Below are 14014 nucleotides of genomic sequence, written 5' to 3'. Positions count from 1 at the left end.
GCTCAGCCGGTCAGGCCCCGAACCGCGCCTCGAAGGCGGCCCGGTTGGCCGAGACCGGCGTACGGTCCCAGACCGCGAACACCACCCGGTCGAAGCTCCCCCCGTACGAGCCGAGCGCCTCCGCGAACGCCTCCGCCACCTCGGCGGGGTCGTTGCGGAACACCCCGCAGCCCCAGGCCCCGAGCACCAACTCCCGCACCCCGTGCGCCGCCGCGACCCCGAGCACCCGCCCGGCCCGCTCCGCCAGCACCGCCCGGACGTCCACCGGCCGGCCCTCCGAACGGAGCGTCAGCTGCCCGGCGTTGGGCGCGGGCGAGGTGAGGAACGAGACGGTGTACGGCTGCGCGAGCAGCTCGCGCCGGTCGTCCCGGATCACCGGCACCGCCGGGGACCAGATCACCCGGTGGCTGTAGTGGAGGTCGCCGGAGGCGCGGTGCGCCTCGTAGTAGTCGGGCGCGGCCAGCAGGCAGTGGTAGAGCAGGGCACTGCGGCAGAGGTCCTCCTCCTGCGCCTTCGCCCCGCGCAGGTAGCCGCCCCCGGGGTTGCGGGCCGAGGCGAAGTTGAGCACCGCGACGTGCGAGCCGCCCTCCTCGGTCAGCCGCCGGGCGGCCTGCATGCTGCCCTCGGCCGTCACCTCCGGCACCCCACCGAACGCCCCGGTGGCCGCAGGCCGATCCGACGGACCGTACGACACCGTCCCGGCCCGGGCCGCGGCCAGCAGCCCGCCCACCTCGACCTCGACACCGCCGACCGGGTAGCTCCCCCGCTCGGCGATCGCCTCGTTCACGGTGGCCACTTCGTGCATTCTGCTGCTCATGCCCAGGACGCTAGCGACCCCTGCGCCCCCACGGCACGCCAATAAACGAAACGGGCCCGCCCCACCGAAGTGGAGCGGGCCCGTCTCAGGAGCTACCGAGCGTCAGTTCTTCCAGCGCGGCTTGTTGCGGTCGCCGCCACCGAAGGAGCCGCCGCCACGGTTGTCGCGGTCGCCGAAGGACGGGCGGCCGCCGCGGTCGTCACGGTTGAAGCCACCACCGGTGCCACCGGTCTGCGGGCGGCCACCGGAGCGGTGGTCGTCACGACGGGCGAACGGACGGCTGCCGCCACCACGGTTGTCGCGGTCACCGAAGGACGGGCGGTCGCCGAACGAACGGGCCGGACGGTCGTCCCGGTTGAAACCACCGGTACGCGGGGCACGGTCGTCACGGTTGAAGCCACCGGAGCGGTTGTCACGGTCACCACCGAACGAACGGCCACCGGAGGGGCGGTCGTCGCGGTTGAAACCACCGGTGCGCGGGGCACGGTCGTCACGGTTGAAGCCACCCGAACGGCCACCACGGTCATCGCGGTTGAAACCACCGGAGCGGTTGTCACGGTCACCGAACGAACGGGCCGGACGGTCGTCCCGGTTGAAACCACCGGTACGCGGGGCACGGTCATCGCGGTTGAAGCCACCCGAACGGCCACCACGGTCATCGCGGTTGAAACCACCGGAGCGGTTGTCACGGTCACCGAACGAACGGGCCGGACGGTCGTCCCGGTTGAAACCACCGGTACGCGGGGCACGGTCATCGCGGTTGAAGCCACCCGAACGGCCACCACGGTCATCGCGGTCGCGGTTGAAGCCGCCACCACGCTGCTCGCGGTCACCGTACGAGGGACGCTCGTTGCGCGCCTCGCGGTAGGCCGGGGCGCGGTCGGCCTCGACCTCGGCCGGCGCGGCCACGGTCTCGGCGGCCTCGCCACCCTCCGACGCCTCAACAGCGGCGGTCTCGACGACCGGCTCGTCCTCGATGCCCAGCTCGGCCCGCTCGCGAGCGGCCCGGGCGGCCAGCCGGTCGGCCTCCTCGCGCAGCTCGTTGGCGCGACGCTGCGCGCGCTCCAGCTGGCGCGCCATGTCGGCGACCTCACGCTCGGCGGCACCGGCGATCCCGGCGGCCGACTCGGCCTGCACCTCGACCAGCGAGCGGGCGCCGGTGATCCGGGCCACCTCGGGGTCGAAGGCGTGGTCGAGGATGTGACGCGAGGCGTCCACGCCCGCGTCCTCCATCAGGCGGAAGACGCCACGGCGCTGGTGCGGCAGCACCAGGGTGACGACGGCACCGGAGCGGCCCGCGCGAGCGGTCCGGCCGGAGCGGTGCAGGTAGTCCTTGTGGTCACCGGCCGGGTCGACGTTCAGCACCAGGTCGATGTCGTCCACGTGGATGCCACGGGCGGCGACGTCGGTGGCGACGACCACGTTGAGGTAGCCGTCCTTGAAGTCACCGAGCACCCGGGTACGGGCGCCCTGGGTCATCCCGCCGTGCAGCGCGTCGGCCTTCACACCGGCCTCGATCAGCTGCTCGGCCACCCGGTCGGCACCCATCTGGGTACGGACGAAGATGATCGTGCGGCCCTTGCGGGCGGCGATCGCGTTGGTGATCGGGGCCTTGTCCTTGGGCTTCACCACGAGGATGTGGTGGCTCATGGTGGTGACCGCGCCCTGGGCCGCGTCGACCTCGTGGGTGACCGGGTTCTTCAGGTAGCGCTTGACCAGGCTGTCGATCTCGTTCTCGAGGGTGGCCGAGAACAGCAGGCTCTGGCCGCCGCTCGGGACCTTGTCGAGGATCTCGGTGACCTCGGGCAGGAAGCCCATGTCCGCCATCTGGTCGGCCTCGTCCAGGACGGTGACCATGACCTCGTCGAGCTTGGCGGTGTTGCGGTTGATCAGGTCACGCAGGCGGCCGGGGGTGGCGACCAGGACGTCGACACCGCGCTCCAGCGCGTAGATCTGGTTGGACATCGAGGTGCCACCGCAGACGACCTTGAGCTTGAGGCCGAGCACCGAGCCGAACGGCTCCAGCGCGTCGGCGACCTGCATGGCCAGCTCGCGGGTCGGGACCAGGATCAGGCCGCGCGGGTGCTTGGGCTTGGTGCGGCCCTCGGCGCCGGCGATCCGGGTCAGCATCGGCAGACCGAAGCTCAGGGTCTTGCCGGAGCCGGTACGGCCACGGCCGAGGACGTCCTTGCCGGCCAGCGCGTCCGGGATGGTCGCGGCCTGGATCGGGAACGGGGTGGTGACGCCGCGCTTGTTCAGGGCCCGCACCACGTCGTCGTGCAGACCGAGGTCGCCGAAGGTGACGGTGGGCTCGGTGGGCTCGGCCTCGGTCTCCTCGACCAGCTCGGCAGAGTCGACCAGCTCGGCGGAGTCGTCGAGGAGGGAGTCGTCGAGGATCTCGACCTCGGGGGTCTCGACCAGGGTGTCGAGGGCGTCCGAACCGTTCGCGGGCATGGCGAAGCGGTCGTTGTCAACGAGGGACATGCAAAACCTTCCGGAAGTGGCACGCGCCAAAGTCCGGGGTTCTGTTTACAAACCGCCTCTATGCGGTCAGCCACCGAATCGCCGGAACGCGCCAAGGGCGCCAGGGGGATTTCAGGGCGCCAATCAAATGAATCAAAGTAACGATCTACCACCATACGGCAGCCTCAGGATCTAAGGCAAACCTGCTGGCCAGACCGCTATTGCCCGGCGGAGCTGGGGCTCGGGGCCGCAGTTCCGGGGTCACTTCCCGAGGGTACCGGAGAGCTCGGGGCGGACGGGGTCGGCGAGGGGCTCGACGCATCGCTGGGCGAGGGCTGCGGGTGGCCGCTCGGCCCGGGCTCCGTGCCGCCGGAACCCGGGCGGGGCCCAGTGGCCGTACCGCTGGGGGCGCTGCTGGGCGCCTCGCTCCGACCCGGCTGGACGGGCGCTCCGGGCGCCGGGGTGATCCCCGGCACAATGGCGCCCGGTGTGGCCTCCGTCACTCCGGCGGGCGCGGACGAGTTCACGCCCCCCAGGTGCTCCACCCGCTGCCCGCTGCTGCCCCGCCCCGGCACGTGCGCCCCGCTCCCGGCCTTGCCCGGCGTGCCGCTCCGACCGGCCGGAGCGTTGCTCGGCAAGGTGTCGGCGGAGCCGCCGCCGACCGACATGCAGCCCGTCAGCCCGGCCCCCGCCAGGGCCAGCACCAGCACTCCCGCGACCTGCCGCCCCGTCCGCATCCGTACCACCGCCACCTGGGCACCTCCCCTGCTCACCAGCCGCGCCCGGCCACCTGTGGTGACCAACGCGCACCGGCCCCGACAGGACACGGCCCGCCCCCGATCTCCGCAAGCCGCACCCCCGCCAACCGGCCTGACACCCGGTCAGCACCAGCCCGGTCGGCACCGCCCGGTCAGAGCACCCCCGCCAGCCCGGCCCCCACCCAGGCCGCACCGATCCCCGCCACCAGCGTGGCCAGCAGATACCCCGCCGCCCGCCCCCGCGCACCGCCCCCGCCCCCGCCCTCGGTCAGCCGCAGCAGGTCGTACGAGAAGGTCGAGTACGTGGTCAGCGCCCCGCACAGGCCGGTGCCGAGCAGCAGCTGCCCGCGCGCCGAGCAGACCCCGGCCACCACCCCGAGCAGCAGCGACCCGCCCACGTTGACCGCCAGGGTGCCCCAGGGGAACCCGGCGCCGTACCTGGCCCGCAGCAGCAGGTCCGTCAGATAGCGCAGCGGGGCGCCGACCGCGGCCCCGGCGGCCACCAGCAGCCAGTTCACCGGCGCACCGCCAGCCGCCGGGTGACCGCGCTCCCGGCCCAGACCGCCGCCAGCGCGGTGACCAGCGTGCCGCCGAGGTAGGCCAGCCCCCGGGCCGGCTCACCACCCGTCACCAGCCGGTGCACGTCGACCGCGTACGTCGAGAAGGTGGTGAACCCGCCCAGCACCCCGGTGCCGAGGAACGGCCGGACCAGCCGATGGGGCGTCAGCACCTCGGTGACCAGCACCATCAGCACACCCATCGCGGCGCAGCCGGCCACGTTCACCAGCAGCGTGCTCCACGGGAAGGCCAGCGGCCCGAGCGGCCGGAGCAGTCCGACCCCGTACCGCGCGCAGGCGCCGATCACCCCGCCCAGCGCGACCGCGGCCAGCACCGGCCCCTCGCTCCGCAGACTCACCCGATCGATCAGCACCGGTCCAGTGAATCACCGGCAATCGAGGCGCCGATGATCTGGCACGGCGTCACCTCACACCTGACAATGAGTCGGTGGACATGACCCGGGACGAGTTCGAAACGCTGGTCTCCGATGCCCTGGACCAGATCCCGCCGCAACTGGCGGCCATGATGGACAACGTCGCCATCTTCGTGGAGGACGAGCCCGACCCGTCCTCCCCGGAGCTGCTCGGCCTGTACGAGGGCACCCCGCTCACCGAGCGCGGCGAGTGGTACGCCGGCGTGCTGCCCGACCGGATCATCATCTACATGGGCCCGACCACCCGCTTCTGCGAGACCTACGACGAGATGGTCCAGGAGGTCCGCACCACGGTCATCCACGAGGTGGCCCACCACTTCGGCTTCGACGACCACGAGTTGCACGAACTCGGCTGGTCCTGAGCCCGCCCCCGCTCCGGGTGGCCGAAACCGTTTTGGCGTTCCCGCCCGGCATCCCATATGCTTCTCACGTCCCCGACCGCTGCAAGTCAGCCGGGCGGGCCGCAAGCCCTCATCGTCTAGTGGCCCAGGACGTCGCCCTTTCAAGGCGGTAGCACGGGTTCGAATCCCGTTGGGGGCACGGCAGTACCGTAGTAAAGTCGGCGTCGAAAGACACCGAGGCGGATGCGCTCCGCACGAGGTCCTGTGGAGCAGTTGGTTAGCTCGCCACCCTGTCAAGGTGGAGGTCGCGGGTTCAAGTCCCGTCAGGATCGCTCGTCCCGTAAGGGGCGGTGCAGTACGGCCAGGTAGCTCAGTTGGTACGAGCGCCCGCCTGAAAAGCGGGAGGTCGCCGGTTCGACCCCGGCCCTGGCCACAACTGCTGAGAAATCCCCCGGTGAGTTCACTCACCGGGGGATTTCTCGTTCTCCACCACTTCTCCACGTCATCGGCCGGCCGGGCAACCGAACAAGGCGTCAGAAAGCAGTGCAGCCCCAAACAGTGCAGCCCCCGAGTGAAGCACTCGGGGGCTGCGACATGCTGCCCCCGGCCGCCGGAGCGGCCGTACGGGCATGGGTCTTACTTAGAGCGGGCGAATGTTCTCCGCCTGCGGGCCCTTCTGGCCCTGGGTGACGTCGAACTCGACCTTCTGGCCCTCGAGCAGCTCACGGAAGCCGTTGGCGTTGATGTTCGAGTAGTGGGCGAACACGTCAGGACCGCCACCCTCCTGCTCGATGAAGCCGAAGCCCTTTTCCGAGTTGAACCACTTCACGGTGCCATTAGCCATTTAAAACTCCTTCAGGGGACTGTCCAGAGCTCACATTTCGCAAGCTCCGCGTCGCCGTGATGGGCCCGCCCGGGGAAAGAGCCGGGAAACAAAAAACGCGCCTGCCGTTACAACCAGCAGGCGCACACAAGTTCATGGGAACCACAACTGCAACTACCACGACTGTAGCAGGGTTCGCGCCACAGCGGGGGGATCCGACACGCCCAGTCTGCGGGGCCTCCCCGGGGGACCGGCGCCCGGCCTGCTGCGGCAGCGAAAACTCCATGATCCAGAAAATCCGAAAATCCGTTACCTGGCGGCTGGTCCCTCCGCCCGGATTTGGGCGCATACTGACACGGATGACGAATTCAGCGCCACGGCGCCATCTCCCCACCAGCCCCTTCCGCCCCGCGCCCACGCCGCAGATCAAGCGGTTCGCCGTCGGCGATCGGGTCTCCCACGACGAGTACGGCCTGGGCCGGGCCATCGCCGTCGAGGGCGAGCTCGCGGTGCTCGTCGACTTCGGCTCACGGCAGGTGCGGATCACAGCACCCTTTGCCAAGCTCTTCCTGCTCTGACCCCGGTCGGTCACCGCCCTGTGGCGGTGACCGACCGGCGGCTCAGAGGTCCTTGCGGCGGTAGAAGCCGTACTGGTTGTCCATCGTGGCCACCCGGGAGACCGTCCCGGCCTGGCTGGCGTTCTCGATGGCGATGTACTTGGTGTGCTCCGCGTTGGCCCATCCGCCGAACAGGATGGTGTGCCCGCTGTTGATCAGGGCGTCGCCCGGCTGCAGATCGCTCTTGCTGATCTTCTCCGAGACGCTCGGGCTCATCAGCCCCCCGGTGTTCAGACCGCCCACCGAGTTCGGCGGGATGCCCCAGGCTGCCGTGACGAAGCCCGAGCAGTCCACCCGGTAGCCGGCCGTGATCGCGCCCTGGCTGTAGCCGAGCTTCATGTCCACGCGCTTCATGGCGCGCTCCAGGATCTCCCGGCGTTCGTCCGTCAGGCCGTCCATGTTCGGCCGGACCTTGGCCCCCTGGCCCTGCCCGTTCTTGGGGTGCGGGCGCCTGCTGGTCGGGTCACCGGCGTTCCAGTCCTCCCAGCTGTCGCCGTTGATGTACTTCACACCACGGTCGTCGGTGCTGTGGTCGCCGTACTTGCTGTGGTCCCCGCCACCGTCGCCGCCGCCGCCCTTGGGCTTGGACTGGCCGCCCCCGCCGCCGTTGTCCTTGCCGTTGATCCGGGTGGATCCGCCGTCGTCCTTCGGACGGGCCTTGTCCTGGCCCTTCATGTCGTCCTCGACCTTGCGGTCCGCCTCGGTGTACGACTTGATCACCGACTTGAGCTTCTCGGTGTCCTCGGCGATCGCCTTGGTGAGCTTGGCCTTGGTCTCCATCAGGTGCCGGGCGCGGGACTCGACGTCCTTGGCGTCCCGGAGCACGTCGAAGGCGATGCCGAAGCCGACGATGCCGGCCAGCGGGCTGGCGGCCAGGTCGACCGCGACCGCCTTCGCCAGCGTTTCCTGGATCTTGCCGAGCCTCTTCTGCATCTCGGCCATCCGCTGACTGGCTTGCTGCCAGTCCTGCTGGATCCTGCCGAGTTCCTGCAGCTCTACGCCGAACTTTTCACCGGCCATGGTTCCCCGTACCCCTTGTCCTCGTGATGATCTTCGCCGGCGGGCCTCAGAAGCTGGCCAGGCGCTCGACCGCCTTGCTCAGCCCGTCCAGTTCGTCCGCGACCCCGGCCATCTCCCGGACCCGGCCCTGCGCGTGGGTGGTGAACGCGTCGGCGGCGGGGCCGTGCCAGGTGAGCTTGCCGAGCGCGGAGTTGACGTCCGTGCTGAGCTTGTCGAACTCCTTGCCGAGCTCGGCGAGCTCCTTGGCGATCTGGCGCAGCTCGTCCTCGCCCCCGCCGAACATCTCACCGAGGGCCCAGCGGGCGATCTCGGCGGGTGCCATGACGATGTCCTTGACCACCTTGGCACCTGCCCCGACCAGGTCCTTGGCGTCGTCCCATGCTTCGCTGATGAAGTTCAAAGTGGCTCCCCCGGAACCTCGTACCTGCAGGATGACAATCCGTCAAAAGGCTATCCGAACACCGAAGTCCCGGGGAGTCCGCCCGTCCCTCGGACGCCCCGGCCGGTCACCGGGTGCCGTCGGCCAGGACGGCGCGGGCCTCCAGGACGAGCAGCCCGTCCGCGTCCAGCCGGTCCGCCGCCAGGCGGTCGTACGCCTGCTTGAGCGCGGCCAGCACGGACGGCGGCTGGGTGGTGACGACCAGGCCGATGTTCGCCACGCCGCCGGCCGGGCCCGCCCACCAGTCCTCCGGGTCGACCCGGTACGTCCAGCTCAGCTCGGTGGCCTCGACCTGCTGCCAGCCCGCCTCGGTGAGCAGTCCGGCCAGGCCGGCCGGGGTCCGTTCGAAGGCGACCGGGACGGACGGGAAGGCCGGACGCTCCACCGCGACCGCGTCCAGCACCTCGCCGAACAGGTCCATCGCGTGGTTGCCGGTGGCCGGCCAGAGCGTCACGGCGCCCCGGCCGCCGGGGCGGACCACCCGGCGCAGCTCGGCCAGCGCGGCCACCGGGTCGGCCACGTGGTTGACCACGAAGTTGGCCGCCACCGCGTCGAACTCACCGTCGGCGAACGGGAGTTCCGGCAGCAGCGCGTGCGAGACCGGCACCTCGGGAAGTCGCTCGGAGGCGGACTTCACCATCTGCGGCTCGGCGTCCACGGCGGTCACCGCGGCACCCCTGGCCAGCGCGACGGCGGCCACCGTGCCGGTACCGGTACCGACGTCCAGCAGCCGCAGGCCGGGCCCGGCCGCCACCCGGTCGAGCAGGGCGGGCACCGCACCCGCGCAGAGCCCGGCGAAGCCGCGACGGTAGGCGGCCGGCACGCCGTCGGCGCCCCACATCCGGCGTTCGTGCATGTCGAATTCCTGCATGTCCACCCCTCAGCTGGTCCTGCCGCAGCCTACGACGGGGGTCCGTCGGCGGTCTGTGACACTGGAGGTGCTCGAAAACCGAGGTGCGTCAGCCCGCCCCTCCTTGCGAACCTAGAGGGATGTCCGCAGTGAGTTCTCCCCAAGCCCAGCCCACCGATGTACCCACCGTCGGGGAGCTGGCCGCTCGGCTGCCCGAGCTGACACTGCGTGACCAGCAGCGGATCGGCCGGCGGCTGGACGGGGCGCGCCGGGTCCGCAAGCCGGAGGCCCGCGACAAGATCGCGGCGGAGCTGGCGGCGGACATCGACCGCGCCGAGCTCCGGGTCGAACAGCGCCGGAACGCGGTGCCGGAGATCACGTACCCGGCCGAGCTCCCGGTCAGCCAGAAGAAGGACGACATCCTGGCGGCGATCCGGGACCACCAGGTGGTGATCGTCGCGGGTGAGACCGGCTCCGGCAAGACCACCCAGATCCCGAAGATCTGTCTGGAGCTGGGCCGTGGGGTGAAGGGCCTGATCGCCCACACCCAGCCGCGCCGGATCGCGGCCCGGACGGTGGCCGAGCGGGTGGCCGAGGAGCTGCGTACGCCGCTCGGCGAGGCGGTCGGCTGGAAGGTCCGCTTCACCGACCAGGTCGGGCCGGACACCCTGGTGAAGCTGATGACGGACGGCATCCTGCTGGCCGAGATCCAGACCGACCGGGAGCTCCGCCAGTACGACACCCTGATCATCGACGAGGCGCACGAGCGCAGCCTCAACATCGACTTCATCCTCGGGTACGTCAAACAGCTGCTGCCGCGCCGGCCCGACCTCAAGGTCATCATCACCTCGGCGACCATCGACCCGGAGCGGTTCGCCAACCACTTCGGCGACGCGCCGATCATCGAGGTCTCCGGACGCACCTATCCGGTCGAGGTCCGCTACCGCCCGATCCTGGAGGAGGGCGAGGAGGACGCCGACGTCGACCGCGACCGCGACCAGGTGCAGGCGATCTGCGAGGCGGCCCAGGAGCTGCAGGCCGAGGGGCCCGGCGACATCCTGGTCTTCCTCTCCGGCGAGCGGGAGATCCGCGACACCGCCGACGCGCTCAACAAGCTCAACCTGAAGTTCACCGAGGTGCTGCCGCTGTACGCCCGGCTCTCCTCGGCCGAGCAGCACCGGGTCTTCCAACACTCCAACAGCCGCCGGATCGTGCTGGCCACCAACGTGGCCGAGACCTCGCTGACCGTCCCCGGCATCAAGTACGTGATCGACCCCGGCACCGCCCGGATCTCCCGCTACAGCCACCGCACCAAGGTCCAGCGGCTGCCGATCGAGGCGGTCAGCCAGGCCAGCGCCAACCAGCGCAAGGGCCGCTGCGGCCGTACCTCGGACGGCATCTGCATCCGGCTGTACTCGGAGGAGGACTTCCTCTCCCGGCCCGAGTTCACCGACGCGGAGATCCTGCGCACCAACCTCGCCTCGGTGATCCTGCAGATGACCGCCGCCGGGCTCGGCGACATCGCCGCCTTCCCGTTCCTCGACCCGCCGGACTCGCGCAACATCAAGGACGGCGTCAACCTGCTGCACGAGCTGGGCGCGCTCGACCCGGCCGAGAAGGACCACCGCAAGCGGCTCACCCCGCTCGGCCGCAAGCTGGCCCAGCTGCCGGTCGACCCCCGGATGGCCCGGATGGTGATCGAGGCCGACCGGCTCGGCTGCGTCCGGGACGTGATGGTGATCGCCGCCGCGCTCTCCATCCAGGACCCGCGCGAGCGGCCCGCCGAGAAGCGCCAGGCGGCCGACGAGCGGCACCGCAGGTTCAACTCGGAGACCTCCGACTTCCTGGCCTTCCTGGCGATGTGGCGGTACGTCAAGGAGCAGCAGCGGGAGCTCTCCTCCTCGGCCTTCCGCCGGATGTGCAAGTCCGAGTTCCTGAACTACCTGCGGATACGGGAGTGGCAGGACATCTACACCCAGCTGCGCACCGTGGCCAAGCAGCTCGGCGTCACCATCGAAGAGCCGCATGACGACGTCGAGCCGGACGCCGACCGGATCCACCAGGCGCTGCTGTCCGGCCTGCTCTCCCACCTCGGCCTGTTCGACGTGGAGAAGCGCGAGTACGCCGGCGCGCGGGGCGCGCGCTTCGCGGTCTTCCCCGGCTCGGGCCTGTTCAAGAAGCCGCCGCGCTGGGTGATGTCGGCCGAGCTGGTGGAGACCTCCCGGCTGTGGGCCCGGATCAACGCCAAGATCGAGCCCGAGTGGGTCGAGCCGCTGGCCGGGCACCTGATCAAGAAGAGCTACAGCGAGCCGCACTGGGAGAAGAAGGCCGGCGCGGTGCTGGCGTACGAGAAGGTCACCCTGTACGGGATGCCGATCGTCGCCCAGCGGAAGATCAACTACGGGAAGATCGACCAGGAGCTCTGCCGGGAGCTGTTCATCCGCAACGCACTGGTCGAGGGCGACTGGGAGACCCATCACCGCTTCTGGGGCGAGAACCGCCAACTCCTCAGCGAGGTCGCGGAATTGGAGAACCGGGCGCGCCGCCGGGACATCCTGGTGGACGACCAGACCCTGTTCGACTTCTACGACACCCGGCTGCCCGAGGACATCGTCTCCACCCGGCACTTCGACGCCTGGTGGAAGAAGGCCCGGCACGACCAGCCGGACCTGCTGAACTTCGAGAAGTCGATGCTGATCAACGACTCGGCGGACGGCGTCACCGAGGCGGACTACCCGGACTACTGGCAGCAGGGCAAGCTCCGCTTCAAGCTGACCTACCAGTTCGAGCCCGGCAGCGACGCGGACGGCGTCACCGTGCACATCCCGCTCCCGGTGCTCAACCAGGTCACCGCCGAGGGCTTCGACTGGCAGATCCCCGGGCTGCGCACCGAGCTGGTCACCGCGTACATCCGCGCGCTGCCCAAGGCGATCCGGCGCAACTTCGTGCCCGCCCCGGACTTCGCCACCGCCGCGCTGCGGCAGGTGAAGGACCGTCAGGAGCCGCTGCTGCCCACCCTGGAGCACGTCCTGAAGCGGATGACGGCGATCACCATCCCGCCGGAGGCCTGGGACGACGAGCGGGTCCCGGACCACCTGCGGATCACCTTCCGGGTGGTGGACGGCAAGAAGAAGCTGGCCGAGTCCAAGGACCTCGAGGACCTGCGGCTCAAGCTCAAGCCCAAGCTCAAGGAGACCCTCTCCTCGGCCGCCTCCGGCCAGGGCATCGAACAGACCGGCCTGACCGGCTGGCCGGCCGACCTGCCGGTGCTCCAGCGCACCTTCGAGCAGCGCTCGCGCGGCCACTCGCTGCGCGCGTACCCGGCCCTGGTGGACGAGGGCGACTCGGTGGCGATCCGGCTCTTCGACACCCCCGAGGCCCAGCAGCAGGCGATGTGGGCGGGCACCCGGCGGCTGCTGATGCTGAGCATCAACTCCCCCGCCAAGTCCATCCAGCAGCGGCTCGGCAACCAGGCCAAGCTGGCGCTCTCGTACAGCCCGCACGGGTCGATCCCGGCGCTGTTCGAGGACATCGTGGCGGCCGCCACCGACCGGCTGATGGCGCTGCACGGCGGGCCCGCCTGGGACGAGCCGTCCTTCACCAAGCTGTACGACAAGGTCAGGGCCGACCTGTACGAGCTGTCCGCCGACACCACGCTGAAGACCGCCACCGCGCTGATCGCCTTCCACAAGGCGTCCAACCGGCTGAAGAGCGTCTCCAGCCCGGTGCTGCTGACCGCGGTGAACGACGTCCGACTGCACCTGGCCTCGCTGGTGCACCCCGGCTTCGTGACCGCCACCGGCTGGCAGCGGCTGCCCGACCTGAAGCGCTACCTGCTCGCGGTCGACCGCCGGCTGGAGGCACTGCCCAACCACCCGCAGCGCGACCTGCTGCACCTGCACAAGGTCCAGCAGGTCCAGGACGCCTACGGCGAGCTGCTGGCGAAGGTCCCGGCCGGCCGGGAGCCGTCGGCCGAACTGCGGGCGGTCCGCTGGATGCTCGAGGAGCTCCGGGTGAGCTTCTTCGCGCAGGGCCTCGGCACGCCGACGCCCGTCTCGGAGAAGCGCATCCTGAAGGCGATGGAGGCGGCCGCGGCGGGGCTGTAGGACCGGTTCGACCTGGAGGCCCAGGATGCAGTACGATCTGTCTTGTTCGCGAGCGAGAAGCAGACGAACAAGACAGATCGCAGTAACACTCTGGTCCTGTGGAGCAGTTGGTTAGCTCGCCACCCTGTCAAGGTGGAGGTCGCGGGTTCAAGTCCCGTCAGGATCGCAGTTCGCAAGAGGCCCGGAGCCATCAGGCTCCGGGCCTCTTCGTGTTGCCGCTGACCGGGTGTCAGCTTCTACGTCACCCTAGGTCTAGACCACAAGATAACGCCGCTGTGATGGTCGTCACTTATCTTTTCTTGAGACCGGACAGGTCGGACCCCTGCTCGGGGGTCACTGATTTAATATATAAAATTGCACATGCATTCCCCGCCTTTCCCCCCACCTCACACCAGCCCCAATAGGAACAGGGGATTCCGGGCAAGCCGAAAGGGGCCGCTTCCCCGACCCGGCGGAGTCAGGGATGCGGCCCCTTGCAGTGAGCTGGTGAAAAGGCCCCGGAGGGGCCTTCTCAGGCTTCGGTGCGCTGCGCCGGAATACCGGCCAGCAGTGCGCGCACCTCCGCCTCGCGATACCGGCGGTGGCCGCCGAGAGTGCGGATCGACGTGAGCTTGCCCGCCTTGGCCCAGCGGGTGACCGTCTTGGGGTCAACGCGGAACATGGTGGCGACCTCTGCCGGCGTCAGCAGAGGCTCGGCGTCAGGGGTACGAGCGGTCATGAGCGGCCTCCTCGGGAGAACCGAACCAGGGCGGTTCTATCCTTCAAATTCTGCACCTTGGCCCGCGATGC

At 70.1% G+C, this 14014-nt stretch carries 12 protein-coding genes and 4 tRNA genes; 7 read left to right on the top strand and 9 right to left on the bottom strand.

Translation table 11 applies throughout. From position 1 onward, the window contains the following. Positions 1 to 10: 10 nt before the first annotated feature. The 4 genes from F4556_RS17960 to crcB form a co-directional block, all read right to left on the bottom strand. A complete protein-coding gene (locus F4556_RS17960; RefSeq protein WP_184916944.1) occupies positions 11 to 817 on the bottom strand; it encodes a TIGR02452 family protein in 807 nt (268 codons plus the stop codon). 102 nt (positions 818 to 919) lie between these two features. Then, on the bottom strand, positions 920 to 3301 hold the full coding sequence (locus F4556_RS17955) for a DEAD/DEAH box helicase (RefSeq protein ID WP_184916941.1): 2382 nt from the start codon (positions 3299 to 3301) through the stop codon (positions 920 to 922). 889 nt (positions 3302 to 4190) lie between these two features. Then, positions 4191 to 4556 (bottom strand): fluoride efflux transporter FluC, encoded by a 366-nt coding sequence (locus tag F4556_RS17950; RefSeq protein ID WP_184916938.1) that lies wholly within the window; start codon positions 4554 to 4556, stop codon positions 4191 to 4193. Beyond that, positions 4553 to 4969: a fluoride efflux transporter CrcB gene (gene crcB / locus F4556_RS17945; protein WP_313068348.1), complete on the bottom strand. Its 417-nt coding sequence runs from the start codon at positions 4967 to 4969 to the stop codon at positions 4553 to 4555. Before crcB ends, F4556_RS17950 begins: the two co-directional genes overlap by 4 nt. Before the next feature lie 80 nt (positions 4970 to 5049). Here crcB and F4556_RS17940 point away from each other — a divergent pair, with 80 nt between their 5' ends. The 4 genes from F4556_RS17940 to F4556_RS17925 all read left to right on the top strand — a co-directional run bounded on the left by F4556_RS17940 (position 5050) and on the right by F4556_RS17925 (position 5803). After that, a complete protein-coding gene (locus F4556_RS17940) occupies positions 5050 to 5391 on the top strand; it encodes a metallopeptidase family protein (protein ID WP_184924751.1) in 342 nt (113 codons plus the stop codon). Between the two features lie 105 nt (positions 5392 to 5496). Further along, positions 5497 to 5569 (top strand) — tRNA-Glu (locus tag F4556_RS17935). A 59-nt stretch (positions 5570 to 5628) separates the two neighbouring features. Further along, a tRNA-Asp gene (locus tag F4556_RS17930) sits at positions 5629 to 5702 on the top strand. A 27-nt stretch (positions 5703 to 5729) separates the two neighbouring features. After that, positions 5730 to 5803, top strand: a tRNA-Phe gene (locus F4556_RS17925). Positions 5804 to 6010: 207 nt separating this feature from the next. Here the strand turns inward: F4556_RS17925 and F4556_RS17920 are convergent. Then, on the bottom strand, positions 6011 to 6214 hold the full coding sequence (locus F4556_RS17920; RefSeq protein ID WP_045694210.1) for a cold-shock protein: 204 nt from the start codon (positions 6212 to 6214) through the stop codon (positions 6011 to 6013). Positions 6215 to 6552: 338 nt separating this feature from the next. On the opposite strand from F4556_RS17920, the gene F4556_RS17915 reads away from it, so the two are divergent. Next, positions 6553 to 6771: a hypothetical protein gene (locus F4556_RS17915; RefSeq protein ID WP_057234322.1), complete on the top strand. Its 219-nt coding sequence runs from the start codon at positions 6553 to 6555 to the stop codon at positions 6769 to 6771. A gap of 42 nt (positions 6772 to 6813) precedes the next feature. On the opposite strand, the gene F4556_RS17910 is transcribed toward F4556_RS17915, so the two are convergent. From F4556_RS17910 to F4556_RS17900, 3 genes are all read right to left on the bottom strand, one after another. Continuing rightward, entirely contained in the window at positions 6814 to 7830 is a 1017-nt protein-coding gene (locus F4556_RS17910) for an NlpC/P60 family protein (RefSeq protein ID WP_184916935.1), read from the bottom strand. Between the two features lie 46 nt (positions 7831 to 7876). Continuing rightward, complete coding sequence (locus tag F4556_RS17905) at positions 7877 to 8230, bottom strand: WXG100 family type VII secretion target (protein WP_184916932.1); 354 nt, start codon at positions 8228 to 8230, stop codon at positions 7877 to 7879. 106 nt (positions 8231 to 8336) lie between these two features. Beyond that, a complete protein-coding gene (locus F4556_RS17900) occupies positions 8337 to 9140 on the bottom strand; it encodes a class I SAM-dependent methyltransferase (protein WP_184916929.1) in 804 nt (267 codons plus the stop codon). A gap of 119 nt (positions 9141 to 9259) precedes the next feature. Between F4556_RS17900 and hrpA the strand changes: the two genes are divergently transcribed. Both hrpA and F4556_RS17890 read left to right on the top strand, forming a co-directional pair. Further along, positions 9260 to 13225 (top strand): ATP-dependent RNA helicase HrpA, encoded by a 3966-nt coding sequence (gene hrpA / locus F4556_RS17895; RefSeq protein WP_184916925.1) that lies wholly within the window; start codon positions 9260 to 9262, stop codon positions 13223 to 13225. Between the two features lie 92 nt (positions 13226 to 13317). Beyond that, positions 13318 to 13391 (top strand) — tRNA-Asp (locus F4556_RS17890). 345 nt (positions 13392 to 13736) lie between these two features. Here the strand turns inward: F4556_RS17890 and bldC are convergent. Continuing rightward, positions 13737 to 13943: a developmental transcriptional regulator BldC gene (gene bldC / locus F4556_RS17885; RefSeq protein ID WP_014137253.1), complete on the bottom strand. Its 207-nt coding sequence runs from the start codon at positions 13941 to 13943 to the stop codon at positions 13737 to 13739. Positions 13944 to 14014 lie beyond the last annotated feature (71 nt).

The organism is Kitasatospora gansuensis (assembly GCF_014203705.1).
In the GTDB taxonomy this organism is placed as follows: Bacteria; Actinomycetota; Actinomycetes; order Streptomycetales; family Streptomycetaceae; genus Kitasatospora; species Kitasatospora gansuensis.
The sequence above is the reverse complement of the archived record's forward strand: the minus strand, read 5'-3'. Positions and strand labels throughout refer to the sequence as shown.